This is a genomic window from Rhodonellum sp. (genome assembly GCF_030656585.1).
GTDB classification, from domain to species: Bacteria; Bacteroidota; Bacteroidia; order Cytophagales; family Cyclobacteriaceae; genus Rhodonellum; species Rhodonellum psychrophilum.
In genome coordinates this window covers 94,298-110,487 of sequence record NZ_JAUSPP010000061.1, presented here as the reverse complement: position 1 = coordinate 110,487, position 16,190 = coordinate 94,298, and the positions used below count along the sequence as shown (strand labels likewise).

The following is a 16,190-nucleotide window of genomic DNA, read 5'->3' as shown; positions in this document are numbered from 1 at the left end:
AACTGTATTATTTGTTGAAATTATTTTTTTCCTGGTTTGGCGGCAATAAAGATATGCATCCTTTTACCTTCCATTTTTGGCATTTGTTCTACGATGCCGTATTCTTCGAGGGCTTGCGCAAACTTTAGCAATAGCATTTCCCCTCTTTCCTTAAACACGATACTCCTTCCCACAAAATGAACATAGGCTTTTACCTTTGCTCCCTCTTTCAAGAAATTGATGGCATGTTTCAGTTTAAAATTGAAATCGTGATCATCGGTATTCGGACCAAAACGAATTTCCTTTAAAACAGTCTTGGAAGCATTGGCTTTGATTTCCTTTTGCTTCTTTTTTTGCTCATATTTAAATTTCGCATAATCAATCACCTTACACACAGGAGGCTCGGCATTTGGTGAAATTTCTACGAGATCAAGTTCATTTGCCTGGGCAATTTTAATTGCTTCATCTAAAGGTAAAACGGCGTTTCCGCCTTCTACAAAATCACCTACAACCCTTACTTCTTTGGCTCTGATTCTGTTATTTACTTTATAAGGCTCTTCTTGTCTTGGTTTGAACGGTGTTCTTCCTCTCAAAATATTTTATGGTTATTTAATGAAATAGGACGCAAATATCGAAATAATTATGAGATTTAAAAAACCTCCTGCCTTTTTACTTTTAATTTTTCAGTGAATCCGCAATTAGGCCCTTGAAATATTTTACAAATTCCTCAGGAGTATAACTTCCCAAATCACCGTCAATGTGTTTCCTTACCGATACTTTTTCCTCCTCCTGCTCTTTTTCTCCTACGATCAACATGAATGGGATCTTTTTAACTTCTGCATCCCGGATTTTTCTCCCGATCTTTTCATCTCTGTTGTCGATAAATCCGGTGATGTCATTTTCATCCAATAACATCCTGATTTTTTCGGCATATTCGGTAAATTTCTCTGAAATCGGCAAAATGGTGATTTGATCAGGGGACAACCAAAGTGGGAAATTCCCTGCACAATGTTCTATCAATACGGCCACAAATCTCTCCAAAGAGCCAAATGGCGCGCGGTGGATCATCACTGGTCTGTGTTTCTGATTGTCTGCTCCGATATATTCCAATTCGAACCTATCCGGCAACTGGTAATCCACCTGAATGGTACCCAACTGCCATCTTCTGCCCAAGGCATCCTTCACCATGAAATCCAATTTTGGACCATAAAAAGCTGCTTCTCCCAGGACTGTGACGGTTTCAAGACCTTTCTCAGCAGCCGCTTCTATAATTGCGGATTCTGCTTTGTTCCATGCCTCATCTCCTCCAATGTATTTTTCTCTGTTATTGGGATCTCTCAAGGATATCTGGGCTGTGTAATCATTAAATCCCAACACCTTAAAGACATGCAATACTAGGTCGATGACTTTGATAAATTCTTCCTTAACCTGATTCGGCATACAAAAGATATGCGCATCATCCTGCGTAAATCCACGTACACGGGTCAAACCGTGTAATTCACCACTCTGCTCGTATCGATAAACAGTACCAAATTCAGCATAGCGAATCGGTAGATCTTTGTAGGATCTTGGTTTGTATTTGTAGATCTCACAGTGGTGAGGACAGTTCATTGGTTTCAATAAAAACTCCTCTCCTTCATTTGGAGTAGCGATCGGCTGGAATGAATCCTTGCCGTATTTTTCATAATGGCCAGAGGTTTCATACAAAGCCTTGTGCCCAATATGTGGAGTGGTCACTTGCTGATACCCGGATTTGTCCTGGGCCTTTTTCATGAAATTGATCAAACGCTCCCGAAGCAAGGTGCCTTTTGGCAACCACAATGGAAGTCCCATGCCTACTTTTTCGGAAAAGGTAAACAATTCCAATTCCCGTCCGAGCTTTCTGTGATCCCTCTTTTTGGCTTCCTCCAGCATAAATAAATATTCCTGAAGTTCTTTCGCCTTGGGAAAGGTTATGCCATAAATACGGGTGAGCATCTTGTTCTTCTCATCTCCTCTCCAATAGGCACCGGCGATGTTCAATAACTTTACCGCTTTGATGAACCCCGTGTTTGGAATGTGGGGTCCACGGCAAAGGTCTACAAAGTTGCCTTGCTCGTAAAAAGTAATGGTGCCGTCGGCAAGTCCTTCCAACAAGTCCAATTTATATTCGTCTCCCTTGTTTTCGAAATAAGCGATGGCTTCGCTTTTGGAGATGTCTTTTCGTATGTATTCGCTTTTGTTTCGGGCCAACTCTATCATTTTGGCCTCAATGGTTTCCAATTCGGCGCCTTCAAAAGTCCTGTCGCCGAAGTCAACATCGTAATAAAACCCGTTTTCGATAGAAGGGCCAATACCAAGTTTAACACCCGGATAAAGGGCTTCCAAGGCTTCAGCCATCAAGTGGGCTGATGAATGCCAAAAAGTGGATTTCCCTTCCTTATCATTCCAGGTGAGCAATTGAACGGTGGCATCTTGCTCAATCGGACGGTTTGAGTCCCATATTTCGCCGTTTACCTTTGCCGCCAATACGTTTCTGGCCAAACCCTCGCTGATACCAAGAGCAATTTGTAGTCCTGAAACTCCTTTGTCCATTTCCCTTTCCGAACCATCCGGAAGGGTTATTTTGATTTTTTGATTAGACATTTATGATTTTAATTTTATGAAACATGCCATTCTATACAAACAGATGGCTTACTGAACGCAAATATGCAAATTCATAGGCGGTTTAGAAAGGCTGACCCTAAGAAGATGTTGTTATTTTTTTGTTTTGAGAATCATCAAGACATAATTCTCTGTTTCCTTTCCATAAAAAGCTGCCTCGATGAAATCCTTTCCCTTTCCTTTTTGGTAAGCTTTCCACTCCTCATCTGACATGGTTTGCTTTTTTGCCACCGCTTGATTGTACAAAGCAGGTCCCCGCATGGAAATGGCAACTTCTCCATTGGCTAGATTATGAGACGGATGATAAAAATCAAAGGATTCATCAATATCATTGACGAGCTTGAAATTGATTATTTCAAAAGATTGATTCTGCTTATCAAAAATTGACACATAGGCTTTGTCATTATGATAAACTCTTGTCATCAAAAATTTGGAATTTGAAAATCCAAAAGGAGAGAATGACATTCCTTTGTTATTTTTGAAATATTCAGAGAAATCTTTTCTATCCATTTGGGTTTCCTTTTCAATCATTTCCCTGTGATTCATTTTCAACTCTCTATAATCAAATATAATTTTTGGCTCAAATTGACCACTTTCATACCTGTAAAGAGTATCCAAATATGTCTTCGTAAAGTAAAAACCGTCTGATTCCCCATAAAAATTGTAGGGATCACCCATATTACCAACATAGTTATCAGAATATGGCGTAAAATAATGATGAATCGTTTTGCCAGAATGATCCACTGCTTTCACCAAATGATCAGCTCTCGATCCCGGATAAATAAAAAATAAATTTGAACCGGTATCATAGTGGAAAGTTCTGCCCAGGAAGTCAATTTTAAACTCATTGATAAATCGACCATTTAAGTCGAATTTCATGATTTTAAGCGGTTGGGCCAAAACATAAATAGTATCCTGAACAACATGGATATCAGCAAGCTCTATATACTTTTCAGGTCCTTCTCCAAAACTTCTTATCCTATTTATAAAATTCCCTTGTCGGTCAAATATTTGAATGCTTTTCCCAATCCACCAATCAAATACAAATAATCTATCCTTATAAGCGACCAATTTAGCTATTTCACCAATCTGAGCTTCGGAAATATCATTGTCCTCAAGCAAAACATATTCAATCTCAGGCTCAAAATAATCTGTCAACTTCCCATCTTTCACGGACTCCAAATCAACCTTGATAGCAATGATTCCGTCTTTTTTGGTTACTGTACCTGTTTCTTGTTGACTGGTACAGCCAACAAGAAACAAAAAGAAGATTCCAATGATTTTATTCCCCATATTCAAAACTAAGATTTTAAACTAAATTCCAATCATCCATTCGATACATTTTTATCAAACAACAGTATATTTGTCCAAAGCTTAAATTTCATGTTATACGACATCATCATCATTGGCGGAGGAATAGTTGGACTGGCCACCGGTTTAAAAATCAAACAGCAAAAACCCGAATTGAAGATTGCTCTTTTGGAAAAGGAATCCGATGTAGCGATGCATCAGACCGGAAACAATAGTGGCGTGATCCATTCAGGATTGTATTACAAACCCGGTTCTCTCAAAGCGACCAATTGTATTGATGGATACCATGAACTGATCCGGTTTTGCCAAGAAGAGAACATTCCGTTTGAATTGACGGGGAAAGTTGTTGTGGCCACCAACCAAGAACAAGTACCCTTGTTAAATGGGCTTTTGGAAAGGGGATTGCAAAATGGACTGACAGGCATCCGCTCGATTTCCCTGGATGAGCTCAAGCAACTTGAGCCCTATTGCAGCGGTGTAGCGGCCATTCATGTTCCCCAAACTGGAATCGTGGATTATAAAAAGGTAGCGATTGGGTACAGTGAGAAATTCAAATCCCTTGGAGGAGAAGTGTTTCTATCGCACCGCGTGTTGAAAATCAAAAATTTGAATGCCATTTCTTATGTGGAGACTTCAAAAAAAGAATTTGCCGGAAAACTGGTTATTAATTGCGCGGGGCTTTATTCCGACAAGGTGGCACAAATGAACCAAACGGAAGAATCAGATGTCAAAATCATCCCTTTCAGAGGTGAATATTTTAAGCTTAAAAAAGAAAGGGAATACCTGGTAAAAAACCTGATTTACCCTGTTCCGGATCCAAATTTTCCATTTTTGGGGGTACATTTTACCCGTATGATGAAAGGGGGCGTTGAGGCCGGTCCCAATGCGGTTTTGGCCTTCAAAAGAGAAGGATATAAACGCTCCGATGTCAATTTGAAGGAACTTGCCGAAACCTTGGCTTGGCCTGGATTCCAAAAAGTGGCCGCAAAATACTGGAAAACGGGAATGGGTGAAATTTACAGGTCCTTTTCAAAAGCAGCCTTCACCAAAGCACTACAAGAACTCATCCCGGACATTCAAGAATCGGATCTGGTAGAAGGAGGTGCGGGAGTCCGTGCGCAGGCCTGTGACCGAACCGGCGGACTTTTGGATGATTTCAGCATCCAAGAATCCGAGTTTGCCATCAATGTGCTGAATGCCCCCTCCCCTGCCGCAACGAGTTCTTTGGCTATCGGTGGCACAGTGAGTGCCTTGGCTTTGAAGCGGTTTTAAAAGAAAAGGAAGAATTGACCAACACCTTATAATAAAAAAAGAGAAAATAAACCTTAAAAATCACTAAATGCGCACTAGGAATTCAATTGAAAATTAAATCCATTTTATTGTATCCTTTACACCATTTGTAAGTCTCCATATTGAATTAAAACTTATTTTGGTATGGAAAAATGTATCTGCACAAACTGCGAATGCCAGCAAGGCGAATGTAAAAATTGCAAAGAAAATGACTGCCCTTGTGAAAAATGCACGTGTACGAAATGTGAGTGTTGTTAAACCAGAAATATGAATTGGGTTTCCAAATGGAATCGAAACTGCAAGAAATCAGATGATTGGGAGACTAATTCCTGAATCCAATAGGGTGAAGTCAAAACAATCAACACCTAATTGATTACCCGTGAATTACAATCTTGAATTGAGTTTGTAATGCATAAAACTTGTTAACCACGCGGGTTGGCAACAATGCCAACCCGCGTATTTTCTGAAGAATTATGGAAACTGAGAGATTTTGGAAGGAATACCATCAATCCTTGTATTTTTTGGCCTGAAACGTGTTGGGGATTTAGAGGCCACAAGTGATATACTTCAAAATTCATTTCTCAAAGTGCACCTGCATCGCCATTCCCTCAAAAATACAAAACATGCTAAAGCTTGGGTTTATCAAATCGTGAGAAATGAAATTTCCGATTATTACAATAATATACAACAACAGAAACAAAATTCCGGATTGGAATTTCATCCAGCCAACCAAAACCTATTTCAGGACTATTGCTGTTTCGATAGATTTATGAATGATCTTCCGTTAATTTACAAAAGTCCAATCGAGATTGTCTATTTAATAGGTAAAAAGAAAAAAGAGGCCGCAGATATTTTGGGTATAGGTCTGTCAAATTTGAAAGCCAGAATAAGAAGAGGTAAAGCTCTTCAAAAAATGAATTTTTTAAATTGTTGTAAGTTTAAAATAGATAAGAATGGATATCTGACCGGCGAAGCAAATTGCGGTGTCTGTGGAAAATTATAAATAAAGTTGGAGAATAGTGATAAATTTCAGCAATGAACAAAAACTCAAAAACAACTTCCTGTCAACCCTTGCTCGACTATTTTGTAAATCTGATTCCATTGAACCAGAAAGAAAAAGACATGGTCATGACAAAATTCCATCCGCATTTGTTTTTAAAAAAACAATTCGTTTTGCAACATGGTGGGGTTTGTGAATATTTTGATTTTGTAGTGCAGGGATGCCTCAGGCTTTATAAACTGGATGATAAAGGAGTTTATCATATCCTTCAATTTGCCAATGAGAATTCCTGGATCCTGGATTTGACCAGTTTTCACAAAATAATTCCGGCGGTTTTGAATATTGATGCCTTGGAGGATACTGTAGTATTGCGGATCACCCACCAAGATCTTTTGGACCTATATGACAAAGCCCCAAAATTTGACAAGATATTCAGGGTGCTCTTGGAAAACCATTTCATGCAACAACAAGAGCGGATCGGACAACTGTTCAGTTCTACTGCCGAAGAGCGGTATGAATTATTTCTAAAAACCTATCCCCATCTTCTCAACAGAATTCCCCAAGTGCAGATCGCTTCTTATCTTGGGATTACTCCCGAATTTTTGAGCAGGATTAGAAGCCGTATGGCAAAGGGTGAGCGTTAATCTTAATACAGATCAATATTTTTTCTTAAACTAGGTCATTGGACTGCAGCGGTTACTTGATGTAGCTTTGCATAAATTAAAAGTCCAACACCATGAATACCAAAAAAACACTCCTAAGCATTGCCCTTTTTATTGGGGCTGTGCTGTTTTCTTATGCCCAAAAGTCAGTGGATGAATCAATCCAAGATTGGGAAAGAGCCAAAAACTATACCAAAGAATACTTGGACGCCATGCCTGAATCAGGCTATTCTCTAAAACCCACACCTGAAATCAGGTCATTCGCAGAAGTAATGCTGCATTTGACAGATGCGAATTATGGGTTTACAGCCGGAGCCTTGAGTATAGAAAGCCCGGTGGCATTTGGGGAATCAGATAAAACTGAGGACATCTCAAAAGAAAATGTCACCAAATTGGTTCTGGCAGGATATGACTTTGTTATCGCAAATCTAAAGAAAGTGACTGTTGACCAATTAAATGAAAAGACCACATTGTTTGGGAGCTTTGAAATGCCAAAAAGAACGGCTTTCGACAAACTATTTGAACACCAAACCCACCATAGGGGTCAGACCACTCTCTATTTGAGATTGGCTGGAGTTGTTCCTCCAAATGAAAAATTATTCTAAAAACCGCGATAAAACAATCCCTAAATTGGGTAATACTCAAAATTGACCTAACATGAAAAAGTTACTTGCAATACTTAGTTTGATTTTCTTTTCCCAATTCCCATCAATGGGACAAATTGAAAAAGGAAGCCTCTATATCAATCCTCAATCCGGGAGAGACGACAATTCCGGTGAAAAAGGAAGTCCACTTCAGTCTTTATATGAAGCTGGCCGTCGTATCAATGTTGCCAAAGGGAATGGAGCAATGACAATTTTCCTTTCTAAGGGAATTTATGCACTTGACACCACTGTTCGGTTTCAACCGGAAAACTGGAAATTCACCAAGGATGCCCGGTTGACCATTCGGGCTGAGATCCTACCGGATGATCCTAATTGGGATCATGGAAAAATGCCCGTTTTTATTTCAACCATGGCTTTTAACAATATTCCAGACGACAAATTGGGAGGCGCCTCCAATGGGATACAAATAGAGACCAGCCATGTAACGATACAGGGTTTGAGGATGTTGGGTTCACCGGTCCATGAGCGGCCCGAAGAAGGCATGGTGATCAGAAACTATCCCATTATCCGGGAAGGGAGAGATTTGGATGACCTTCGGGTGACGCAATGCTTGTTTTTGGGAGATATTCATGCGGCACCAAATCACCTTCCTGTTTTGGCGAGTGGACAAGGAGTGGTTGTTGATCATTGTGTCTTTTATGGAGTAAAGGATGCTGTGGTTTTTTGGCATTCCGATCGACCTTCTGAACGCTCCGAAATGCACCACAATCTGATCGTCAATATTTATGGCGCAGCAGTTTGGTCTTGGTCATTGGCGGAGGATTTCAAATATTATAACAATGTAGTGACCCAAGCAGAGGCGTTCTGGATATTGAATAAAGATGAGAAAAACAGCTTCAACTTAGAAAACTCCCTTGTAGTGGGATATAATCATTTGGTCAACAATGGAGGAGGTCCCGCTAATTTGGGGGAAACTTCAGATCCTACCAAACTGAAATCAGGCAAGAATGTAATTATTCAGAGAGAAGGGAGTCTGGAGATTGTCAAGGATCCAACAAGTAAATACTACCTTCATTTAAAGCCGGGATCATTGGGCAGCGAACTTGGAGCGGGATTGTTTTATAAAAAATGATGAATTGCCCTCGGAAAATTATTGTTAGGTTCAAATCCCATGTATTCATTCAGGTCCAATTATTCATCTCCACTATTGGAAAACAGTATCTAAGGACGATTTTGGCTTTAGAATGAACCCTTATTATGCATTACGAACCCAATGCAATAGTATAATTCACTGATAATCATTAGGTGTTGACTGTTTTTAACTTCACCCTATTGGTGCCGGGAATTATTCTCCCAAGAGCCTGATTTTCATGCAGTTTCGACCCCATTTGGAAACCTTTTGCATATTTCGGCTTGAAATAGGGTTGGAATTGAAATTCAAGAAATTAATTATTTAGAATGAAACATCTTCTGTTTTCCCTTGGGCTCCTGATCAGCTTCAGCAGTTTTGGCCAAACGCCAATAGCAAAACCAATGCGGCATTTTATGCAGCAGAATCCATCTTCATCAGGAGCCATATCATATGGTAACAACCCCTCAGCAGGAAGGTATGTCAATGTTGGGGATGCCCAGATTTACTATGAGGTTTATGGAACAGGAGATCCAATCCTGATCCTGCATGGGGGACTATTGGGTTCTACTTTCGAAATGCATCAGTTCATCGACAGCCTTTCCCAAAGTTTCCAGGTGATCGCTATTTCAACCCGAGGTCATGGAAAATCTGAGCTTGGAACCCAACCATTGAGCGTGGAACAAAAAGCAGGAGATATTATGGCTGTTGTAAATGCTGTGACCGATGAGTGCGTAAGCATCATTGGTTTCAGTGATGGCGGTTTTGGTGGATATATGTTTGCGAGCCTATATCCTGAGCGGGTGAAGAAACTGATTGTCATCGGAGCAGGTGAGCAAACCCCCAAATTAAGAAAAATGGAATTTAATGCTGTTGAATTGTTTCAAAATGATCCCGCCTACATGGAGCAACAATTGGCTTTGATGCCTGAACCAAACCGATTGATGGAATTGGGGAATCAAATTGCGGATTTTTACAATTCTACTTCGATAAGCAAAGATATGTTGGAGAAAATTCAGTGTCCGGTCTTGGTTATTGCAGGTGAAAAAGATCGGAATGCATCCTTGGAAACTGTCATCAATGCCTATCGAATGATCCCAAACAGTCAGCTTAGTATCATTCCCAATGGATCGCATGGCGTGTTTTTAGAAAATTTCCCAGCGGTATGGTACAGTTTGGTTCCTTTTCTCAAAACAAAAGGTGAATGAAACACATGATTTAACCCGTTTTATGCATCACGAACTCAATTCAACAGTAAAATTAACTGATGTTCAATTAGCTGTTGATTGTTTTTGACTTCACCCTTTTGGTGTCAGGAATTAGTCTCACATATAGTCTGATTTTCTTGCAGTTTGGATCCCATTTGGAAAATCATATGCAAATTTCCATATAACTTTCTTTAAGTCAACCCCTTTACATTACTTTTTCGGTCTCTTAGAATTCAGGTTAAATTCAATTTTGAAAAAAACTTGTTTGATTTTCGTAATTCATTATTTGCTTGCCGTTATTGGTTCCAATCGCATAACCTTAAATTTGGGATGCTAAAATAACTTACATCATGACAAAACTAAAAATCAACGAACCGGAATCGGGCAGACGCAGCTTTTTAAAAGTCGGTGCAACGTTAAGTGCTGCTTTGCTTGGCGCTCCTTCGATTGCACATGCATTTGATGGAGGTACAAAACAGAAAAACCCTGAAAATGCCAACATCACAAAATTCCGTACACTCGGTACAGGAAAACACAGTCTTGAAGTGACTGCCCTTGGTCTGGGTTGTATGGGTATGAGTTACCATAGAGGCCATATCCCCAATAAAAATGCAAGCATAGCCTTGATGCGCAAAGCGGTAGAAATGGGTGTAACCTTGTTTGATACAGCAGAAGTGTATGGAGCCTATACCAATGAAATATTGGTTGGTGAGGCTATTTCCCAATTTAAAAATGAAATCTCCATTACCACCAAGTTTGGGTTCAATATCGAAAATGGAAGGATGGCTGGACTCAACAGCCGACCAGAGCAAATCCGAAAAGTAGCCGATGAGTCCCTGAAAAGGTTGAAAATCGATGTGATTGACCTTTTCTATCAACATAGACAAGATCCTGACGTTCCTGTCGAAGAGGTTGCCGGTACTGTCAAAGACTTGATACAGGAAGGCAAAGTAAAAAACTTTGGCTTGAGTGAGGTCAACGTGGAGACTATCCGAAAAGCACATTTGGTACAACCCCTTACAGCCATTCAAAGTGAATACCACTTGATGTGGAAAAAGCCTGAAGAGGGTGTTTTGGCTGCTTGCGAGGAGTTGGGAATCGGCTTTGTGCCCTACAGTCCAATGAATAGAGGCTACCTGACAGGAATGCTCAACGGGCAAACCAATTTCTATGCCGCCAACGACAACCGAGCAGGATTGCCTAGATTTCAAAAAGAGGCCATGATAGCCAACTGGCCCATTGTGGAATTTATATCCAATTTTGGTCATGAAAGAGGCCTCACGCCTACTCAGGTAGCCTTGGCATGGCTTATGCATCAAAAACCTTGGATAGTACCGATCCCGGGAACAACCAAAATCGCGCATTTGCAGGAAAATATGGCTGTTGCCGATATTCAGTTTTCTGCCGAAGAAGTGCGTGAAATTAATGATGCAGTATCCAAAATCATAATTTATGGAGATCGGTATACACCTGTTGAGCAAAAACGTGTTGAGAATTGATTTTTCGGCAAGGTATTCTTATGTGAAAATTTCTGTTGGCTTGTCAAATGTTTGATCATTTTGGGCCAAAAAGATTTTCTGAGGATATAGGCAAACCAAGGTATGAGCACTTGGTCATTTAACCCGTGTTTTGCATTACGAACCCAATTCAAGATTGTAATTAATTGATAATCAATTAGATGTTGATCATTTTAACTTCACATTATTGGTGTCAGAAATTAATCTCCTAATAGTCTGATTTTCTTGTAGTTGAACCCTTTTTTTTTTAAACTAAATGCATACTACGGGTTTAAAGGTTCGATCCATTCAGGATGGATTTTTCTGCAAAGTGTAGCTAGAGAAATGCGGCGGAAAATTGGATCAGGTCATGATTCGCAAACTGAAAATCTGGAATCAAGGAACTTGGTTTTCGATCTATAATTGCATATTAAAGCGCTCATTTATATTGATTGTATTGCTTATATTTATATAAGCAATACAATCAACTCCCAAAATGGCCTCATACGAAATCGAAATCATTCTCAATCGGCAATTGGCAGATTGCCTTTCCATCCCGGTTTTTATCACGGATATTTCCGGGAACCTTATTTTCTACAATGAGCCCGCTGAGGAAATCCTGGGTACACGGTTCGGCGAGACCGGCGAAATGAAAGTTGAAACCTGGTCAACAATTTTCAAACCCCTTGATGAAAAAAGAAAACCTTTGCCTCCGGAAGGTCTCCCTCTGGTAAAGACTTTGCAGGACCAACATCCGCACCACAAAGTATTCTGGATTGAGAATTTGAAAGGAAAACTTGAAAAAATTTCGGTAACCTCCTATCCTATTATCGGCCGCATGGGAAAATTTCTTGGTGGAGTGGCTATTTTCTGGGAAACAAAAGACACATGAAGGTTTCCATCAAAGGCGTTCGGGGATCTATTCCCACATCCAGTCCAGAAACCTCCTATTTTGGAGGGAATACTTCATGCGTAACCGTCGTGGAAGATAATTGCTTGCTTATTTTGGATGGTGGTTCTGGAATGCAGAAAGTTATCCTTCCGGATCAGTCAACAAACCGTGTTGATATTTTATTGACTCATCTGCATTTTGATCACATTCAAGGGCTTGGATTTTTTAACCCATTGTTTGAGGCATCGAAAGAAGTGCATATTTGGGCGCCGGTCAGTACCACACAATCTTTACTGTCAAGACTTAGCAAGTTCCTCTCTCCACCTTTGTTTCCGGTATTGATGCGCGATCTCCCATGCCAACTCACTTTGCATGAAATTTCAAACAGTAGTTTTGAAATCGGTCCATTTCAAATTGACTCCCTGTATGTCATCCATCCAGGACCGACTGTTGGATTACGGATCAAGAGCAAAAATTCTGTGTTGGCTTACATTCCTGACCATGAACCTGCCTTGGGTCCCGCTGGGATGATCATGGACAAAAAATGGATTTCAGGATTTGACTTGGTGGACCAAGCGGATTTATTGATCCACGATGCCCAGTTCACCGCAGAGGAATATAAGGGCAAGATTGGATGGGGCCATTCCGGCATGGAAGACGTGATCAAACTTGCAACGTTTGCAGGCGTAAAAAAACTTCTATTTACCCACCATGACCCCTCACGTACCGATGCCCAACTTAAGGAAATCATGATCGGCTTGAAGGAAACCCATTCCGGAGATTTGGACTTTGAATTTGCGCGGGAAGGAATGGAAATAGAATTGGATTGATTTTTAACCCGTTTTTTGCATTAAGAACTCAATTAAATACGGCAATGTACTGATATTCAATTATTAGCTGATTTTTTTTTGACTTCACCCTATTGGTGTCAGGAAAAAGTCTCCCAATAGGCTGATTTTCTTGCAGTTTCGATCTAATTAGGAAACCTAATGCATATTTCGGGTTTAAGGTTTTTAAGGAGTTGAACTTATCTGCACAAAATTCAAAAATATTTAAGAGGAAAAGGTTCTATTCAATAAGGATTTTCTCAAAACTATTGACCAAAAAGTAATGGAGAAAGTAAAAAATTCTTTTCAATAAAAGAAAATATTACAGCCTGCTATTATCTTTAGGATAAAAATAAAATCAAAAGAATGTCTGATTTATCATTCGATCCTTTCGAAAGGCTCAAGAAAAAAACTTTCAATCTTTCTCAATCCAAAAAGCCGGAAGAAATCTTTTTTATGCTAGATTTTGACGACCATGGGGCTTTTATCCAGATCGTAGATGGGAAATTGAAACCTACGAAGGTCATTTATAACAATTACAATGGTGCAGTAAGGGATGCCGTCCGAACCATTAACAATATTGGGGAAAGAAATGATTTTGTGATTGATTGGGAAAAACAATCAGAAACCATCTACCTCGCTGAGAATGATTTTTTGCTCCGACAATTGAAGGATTGCGGTAATTTATTGACCAAAGATGGAGTCCTCATTCATTTCAACAAAGGTGAGGCAAATTTGACACTACAAATTTCTGAATTAGAATCCGGAAAAAGCGGCAGGTTGAGGCTAGAGCATGAAGGCATGATTTCATACGTATCCAAGTTTTTGAATGAAAACCATGTTTTTTCAGAGGATCAGATTTATGAGGTCAAACCACTCGGTGCCAATTTCAATCATCTCCCCTATTTTGTCACCCAATTTGGAAATCAAGATCTGGAAAAATTTATGAGTCTTGCTTGGAGCACATTTGAAAACCTCCAAATACAGTATTTGGATTTCAAGGTAAAGCTATCCAAAGAAACCATCCCTGCATTGCCCAGTCTTATCTTTGAAAAAATCGATGCCGACAATTCCTTGTATTTAAAAGTTTGCCACACGCTTAAAGGTTTTGAAATAGACCTCCTCTCAAAATATGAAATTAGCCATTTAGCCCGCTTGAATGAAATGGAGAAAACCATTTTCATCAATGAAATTTCAGATCAGGACAATTATGATATCATTTCCCAAATCAGCAAAATGCTGGACAAGCATGCAAAGAAAAAAAAATCCCTCATTTATGAAGTGGATGAAAATCTGCTCATTATAGATGAAGAAATTGCCAAGGAATTTATCACCAAGGACCTGCCTTCGCTTTTAGGGAAATTTGAACTCTTTGGCGCTGAAAAATTAAAAGCGTATAAGGTCAGACCCGTATTCCCAAAATTGAAACTTAACTTAAGCTATGGTATCGATTTTCTCGAAGGTGATGCTAGCCTGGATATTGGCGGTGAAAATTTCAGTCTTTTTGATGCCATCAACCAGTTTCGCAAAAATTCATATATCTCCTTAAGCGATGGAACCAGCGCCATCATTCGGGAGGAATACATCAAAAAGCTTGAAAGAATTTTCAAGAAGAAGAAAAACGGTGTCAAGCTTTCATTTTTTGACCTGCCTTTGGTCGAGGAGCTGCTCGAGAGCAATCAGGAGAACCATGTTTTCAACAAATCCAGAGAGGTCTTTGAAGGATTCAATTTACTTCAATCCAAAAAAACAAAGTTACCCAAGGTAAATGCTACACTCCGGCCCTATCAGGAACAGGGTTTCAAGTGGCTCGATTACCTCCATGACCACCAACTGGGAGGCTGCTTGGCAGATGACATGGGTTTGGGCAAAACCCTTCAGGCAATCACCTTACTTTCCAAAATCTATCCAAAGCAAAAACAGCCTTCCATCATCGTGATGCCCAAAAGCTTGCTATTCAACTGGGAAAATGAGTTGGCTAAGTTCAATCCGAATCTCTCTTTTTACACTTTTTATGGAAACAACAGAGATCTTTTGGAAGCCCAAAAACATCAGCTGATCCTCACCACTTATGCCATGGTGAGGAATGAAGTAAAAGGATTAAAGGATGTTCCCTTTTATTATGTGATTCTGGATGAGTCCCAAAACATCAAAAACATCAACACCCAATCAGCCCAATCCGTGATGCTGCTTCAAAGCAAGCACAGATTGGCACTGAGCGGAACACCTATCGAAAACAACCTGAACGAATTGTATTCACTTTTTCGCTTTCTCAATCCTTCCATGTTTGGGTCCGAAAATGATTTCAACCTGCATTACAGTGGCCCCATTCAAAAAAACAATGATAAGGACGCCATCCAGCAACTTCGAAAGAAGATCTATCCCTTCATCTTGAGACGTTTAAAAAAGGATGTTTTAAAAGAACTTCCCGACAAAATGGAACATACCATTTTTGTGGAAATGAGTGAAGACCAGAAAAAATTATATGAACAGCGGCGTCGGTATTTTTTCGAATCCGTCCAAAATCAGATCAAAGATCAGGGCGTCCAGAAGTCACAATTCGTCATCTTACAAGCCCTTAGTGAACTGAGGCAAATCGCTTCCATACCAGAATCCCGAACTGATGGTATGATTATTTCCCCTAAAAGAGAAGTATTGATCGACCAGGTACTGGATGCTGCCGCCAATGGACATAAAATCTTGATCTTTGCCAATTTCATAGCTGCCATAGAAGTCATCGGAGAGGAATTGGAAAAAGCCGGAATAGACTATGTCAGCATGACCGGTGCCACCAGAGACAGACAGGCATTGGTCAATCGGTTTCAAAATGATCCAGAATGTCAGGTGTTTTTGATGACCTTAAAGACTGGCGGCGTAGGTCTCAATCTTACAGCAGCCGATATGGTCTTTATATTTGATCCATGGTGGAACAAGGCCGCCGAAAACCAAGCGATAGACCGCGCCCATCGAATAGGTCAGCAAAATACGGTCATGAGTTATAAGTTGATTACAAAAGGAACAATCGAGGAGAAAATTCTTCTTTTGCAAGAAAAGAAAAGGGCGCTCTTGGAAAGTATCGTTTCCAGCGACAGTGCTTCCATCAAGTCACTCACCGAAAAAGATGTGGAATTTATCCTAGGTTAGATCA

At 40.0% G+C, this 16,190-nt stretch carries 13 protein-coding genes; 10 read left to right on the top strand and 3 right to left on the bottom strand.

The features are described from left to right. Nucleotides 1-20: 20 nt before the first annotated feature. The 3 genes from infC to Q7J63_RS15320 form a co-directional block, all read right to left on the bottom strand. The gene (gene infC, locus Q7J63_RS15330) at nucleotides 21-572 is read right to left on the bottom strand and encodes a translation initiation factor IF-3 (RefSeq protein WP_019600240.1); all 552 of its coding nucleotides are present in this window, start codon (nucleotides 570-572) and stop codon (nucleotides 21-23) included. Nucleotides 573-654: 82 nt separating this feature from the next. Then, the gene (gene thrS / locus Q7J63_RS15325; RefSeq protein WP_019600239.1) at nucleotides 655-2,604 is read right to left on the bottom strand and encodes a threonine--tRNA ligase; all 1,950 of its coding nucleotides are present in this window, start codon (nucleotides 2,602-2,604) and stop codon (nucleotides 655-657) included. Nucleotides 2,605-2,715: 111 nt separating this feature from the next. After that, nucleotides 2,716-3,915 (bottom strand): 6-bladed beta-propeller, encoded by a 1,200-nt coding sequence (locus tag Q7J63_RS15320; RefSeq protein ID WP_304887396.1) that lies wholly within the window; start codon nucleotides 3,913-3,915, stop codon nucleotides 2,716-2,718. A gap of 90 nt (nucleotides 3,916-4,005) precedes the next feature. Here Q7J63_RS15320 and lhgO point away from each other — a divergent pair, with 90 nt between their 5' ends. The 10 genes from lhgO (at nucleotide 4,006) to Q7J63_RS15270 (ending at nucleotide 16,186) form a co-directional block, all read left to right on the top strand. Continuing rightward, entirely contained in the window at nucleotides 4,006-5,205 is a 1,200-nt protein-coding gene (gene lhgO, locus Q7J63_RS15315) for an L-2-hydroxyglutarate oxidase (protein WP_304887394.1), read from the top strand. A gap of 508 nt (nucleotides 5,206-5,713) precedes the next feature. After that, the gene (locus tag Q7J63_RS15310; RefSeq protein WP_304887392.1) at nucleotides 5,714-6,226 is read left to right on the top strand and encodes a sigma factor; all 513 of its coding nucleotides are present in this window, start codon (nucleotides 5,714-5,716) and stop codon (nucleotides 6,224-6,226) included. A 32-nt stretch (nucleotides 6,227-6,258) separates the two neighbouring features. Then, nucleotides 6,259-6,867, top strand: coding sequence for a Crp/Fnr family transcriptional regulator (locus tag Q7J63_RS15305; protein WP_304887390.1), 609 nt, complete (start codon nucleotides 6,259-6,261; stop codon nucleotides 6,865-6,867). 92 nt (nucleotides 6,868-6,959) lie between these two features. Continuing rightward, a complete protein-coding gene (locus Q7J63_RS15300) occupies nucleotides 6,960-7,490 on the top strand; it encodes a DinB family protein (protein ID WP_304887388.1) in 531 nt (176 codons plus the stop codon). Nucleotides 7,491-7,542: 52 nt separating this feature from the next. Continuing rightward, nucleotides 7,543-8,622, top strand: a complete 1,080-nt coding sequence (locus tag Q7J63_RS15295) for a hypothetical protein (protein ID WP_304887386.1) — start codon at nucleotides 7,543-7,545, stop codon at nucleotides 8,620-8,622. Between the two features lie 326 nt (nucleotides 8,623-8,948). Then, nucleotides 8,949-9,827, top strand: a complete 879-nt coding sequence (locus Q7J63_RS15290; protein WP_304887384.1) for an alpha/beta fold hydrolase — start codon at nucleotides 8,949-8,951, stop codon at nucleotides 9,825-9,827. 350 nt (nucleotides 9,828-10,177) lie between these two features. Then, nucleotides 10,178-11,326, top strand: a complete 1,149-nt coding sequence (locus Q7J63_RS15285; protein ID WP_304887382.1) for an aldo/keto reductase — start codon at nucleotides 10,178-10,180, stop codon at nucleotides 11,324-11,326. A 493-nt stretch (nucleotides 11,327-11,819) separates the two neighbouring features. Next, nucleotides 11,820-12,215 (top strand): PAS domain-containing protein, encoded by a 396-nt coding sequence (locus Q7J63_RS15280; RefSeq protein WP_019600014.1) that lies wholly within the window; start codon nucleotides 11,820-11,822, stop codon nucleotides 12,213-12,215. Further along, nucleotides 12,212-13,045, top strand: coding sequence for an MBL fold metallo-hydrolase (locus tag Q7J63_RS15275; RefSeq protein WP_304887380.1), 834 nt, complete (start codon nucleotides 12,212-12,214; stop codon nucleotides 13,043-13,045). The genes Q7J63_RS15280 and Q7J63_RS15275 overlap by 4 nt, the downstream gene beginning before the upstream one ends. A gap of 363 nt (nucleotides 13,046-13,408) precedes the next feature. After that, the gene (locus tag Q7J63_RS15270; protein ID WP_304887378.1) at nucleotides 13,409-16,186 is read left to right on the top strand and encodes a DEAD/DEAH box helicase; all 2,778 of its coding nucleotides are present in this window, start codon (nucleotides 13,409-13,411) and stop codon (nucleotides 16,184-16,186) included. Nucleotides 16,187-16,190: the final 4 nt, after the last annotated feature.

What these genes read in the sequence shown, in the direction of transcription:
- lhgO (WP_304887394.1), top strand. Translation starts at nt 4,006, where the DNA reads ATGTTATACGACATCATCATCATTGGCGGAGGAATAGTTGGACTGGCC.
- Q7J63_RS15275 (WP_304887380.1), top strand. Translation starts at nt 12,212, where the DNA reads ATGAAGGTTTCCATCAAAGGCGTTCGGGGATCTATTCCCACATCCAGT.
- Q7J63_RS15285 (WP_304887382.1), top strand. Translation starts at nt 10,178, where the DNA reads ATGACAAAACTAAAAATCAACGAACCGGAATCGGGCAGACGCAGCTTT.
- Q7J63_RS15300 (WP_304887388.1), top strand. Translation starts at nt 6,960, where the DNA reads ATGAATACCAAAAAAACACTCCTAAGCATTGCCCTTTTTATTGGGGCT.
- Q7J63_RS15295 (WP_304887386.1), top strand. Translation starts at nt 7,543, where the DNA reads ATGAAAAAGTTACTTGCAATACTTAGTTTGATTTTCTTTTCCCAATTC.
- Q7J63_RS15280 (WP_019600014.1), top strand. Translation starts at nt 11,820, where the DNA reads ATGGCCTCATACGAAATCGAAATCATTCTCAATCGGCAATTGGCAGAT.
- thrS (WP_019600239.1), bottom strand. Translation starts at nt 2,604, where the DNA reads ATGTCTAATCAAAAAATCAAAATAACCCTTCCGGATGGTTCGGAAAGG.
- Q7J63_RS15290 (WP_304887384.1), top strand. Translation starts at nt 8,949, where the DNA reads ATGAAACATCTTCTGTTTTCCCTTGGGCTCCTGATCAGCTTCAGCAGT.
- Q7J63_RS15305 (WP_304887390.1), top strand. Translation starts at nt 6,259, where the DNA reads ATGAACAAAAACTCAAAAACAACTTCCTGTCAACCCTTGCTCGACTAT.
- Q7J63_RS15270 (WP_304887378.1), top strand. Translation starts at nt 13,409, where the DNA reads ATGTCTGATTTATCATTCGATCCTTTCGAAAGGCTCAAGAAAAAAACT.
- Q7J63_RS15320 (WP_304887396.1), bottom strand. Translation starts at nt 3,915, where the DNA reads ATGGGGAATAAAATCATTGGAATCTTCTTTTTGTTTCTTGTTGGCTGT.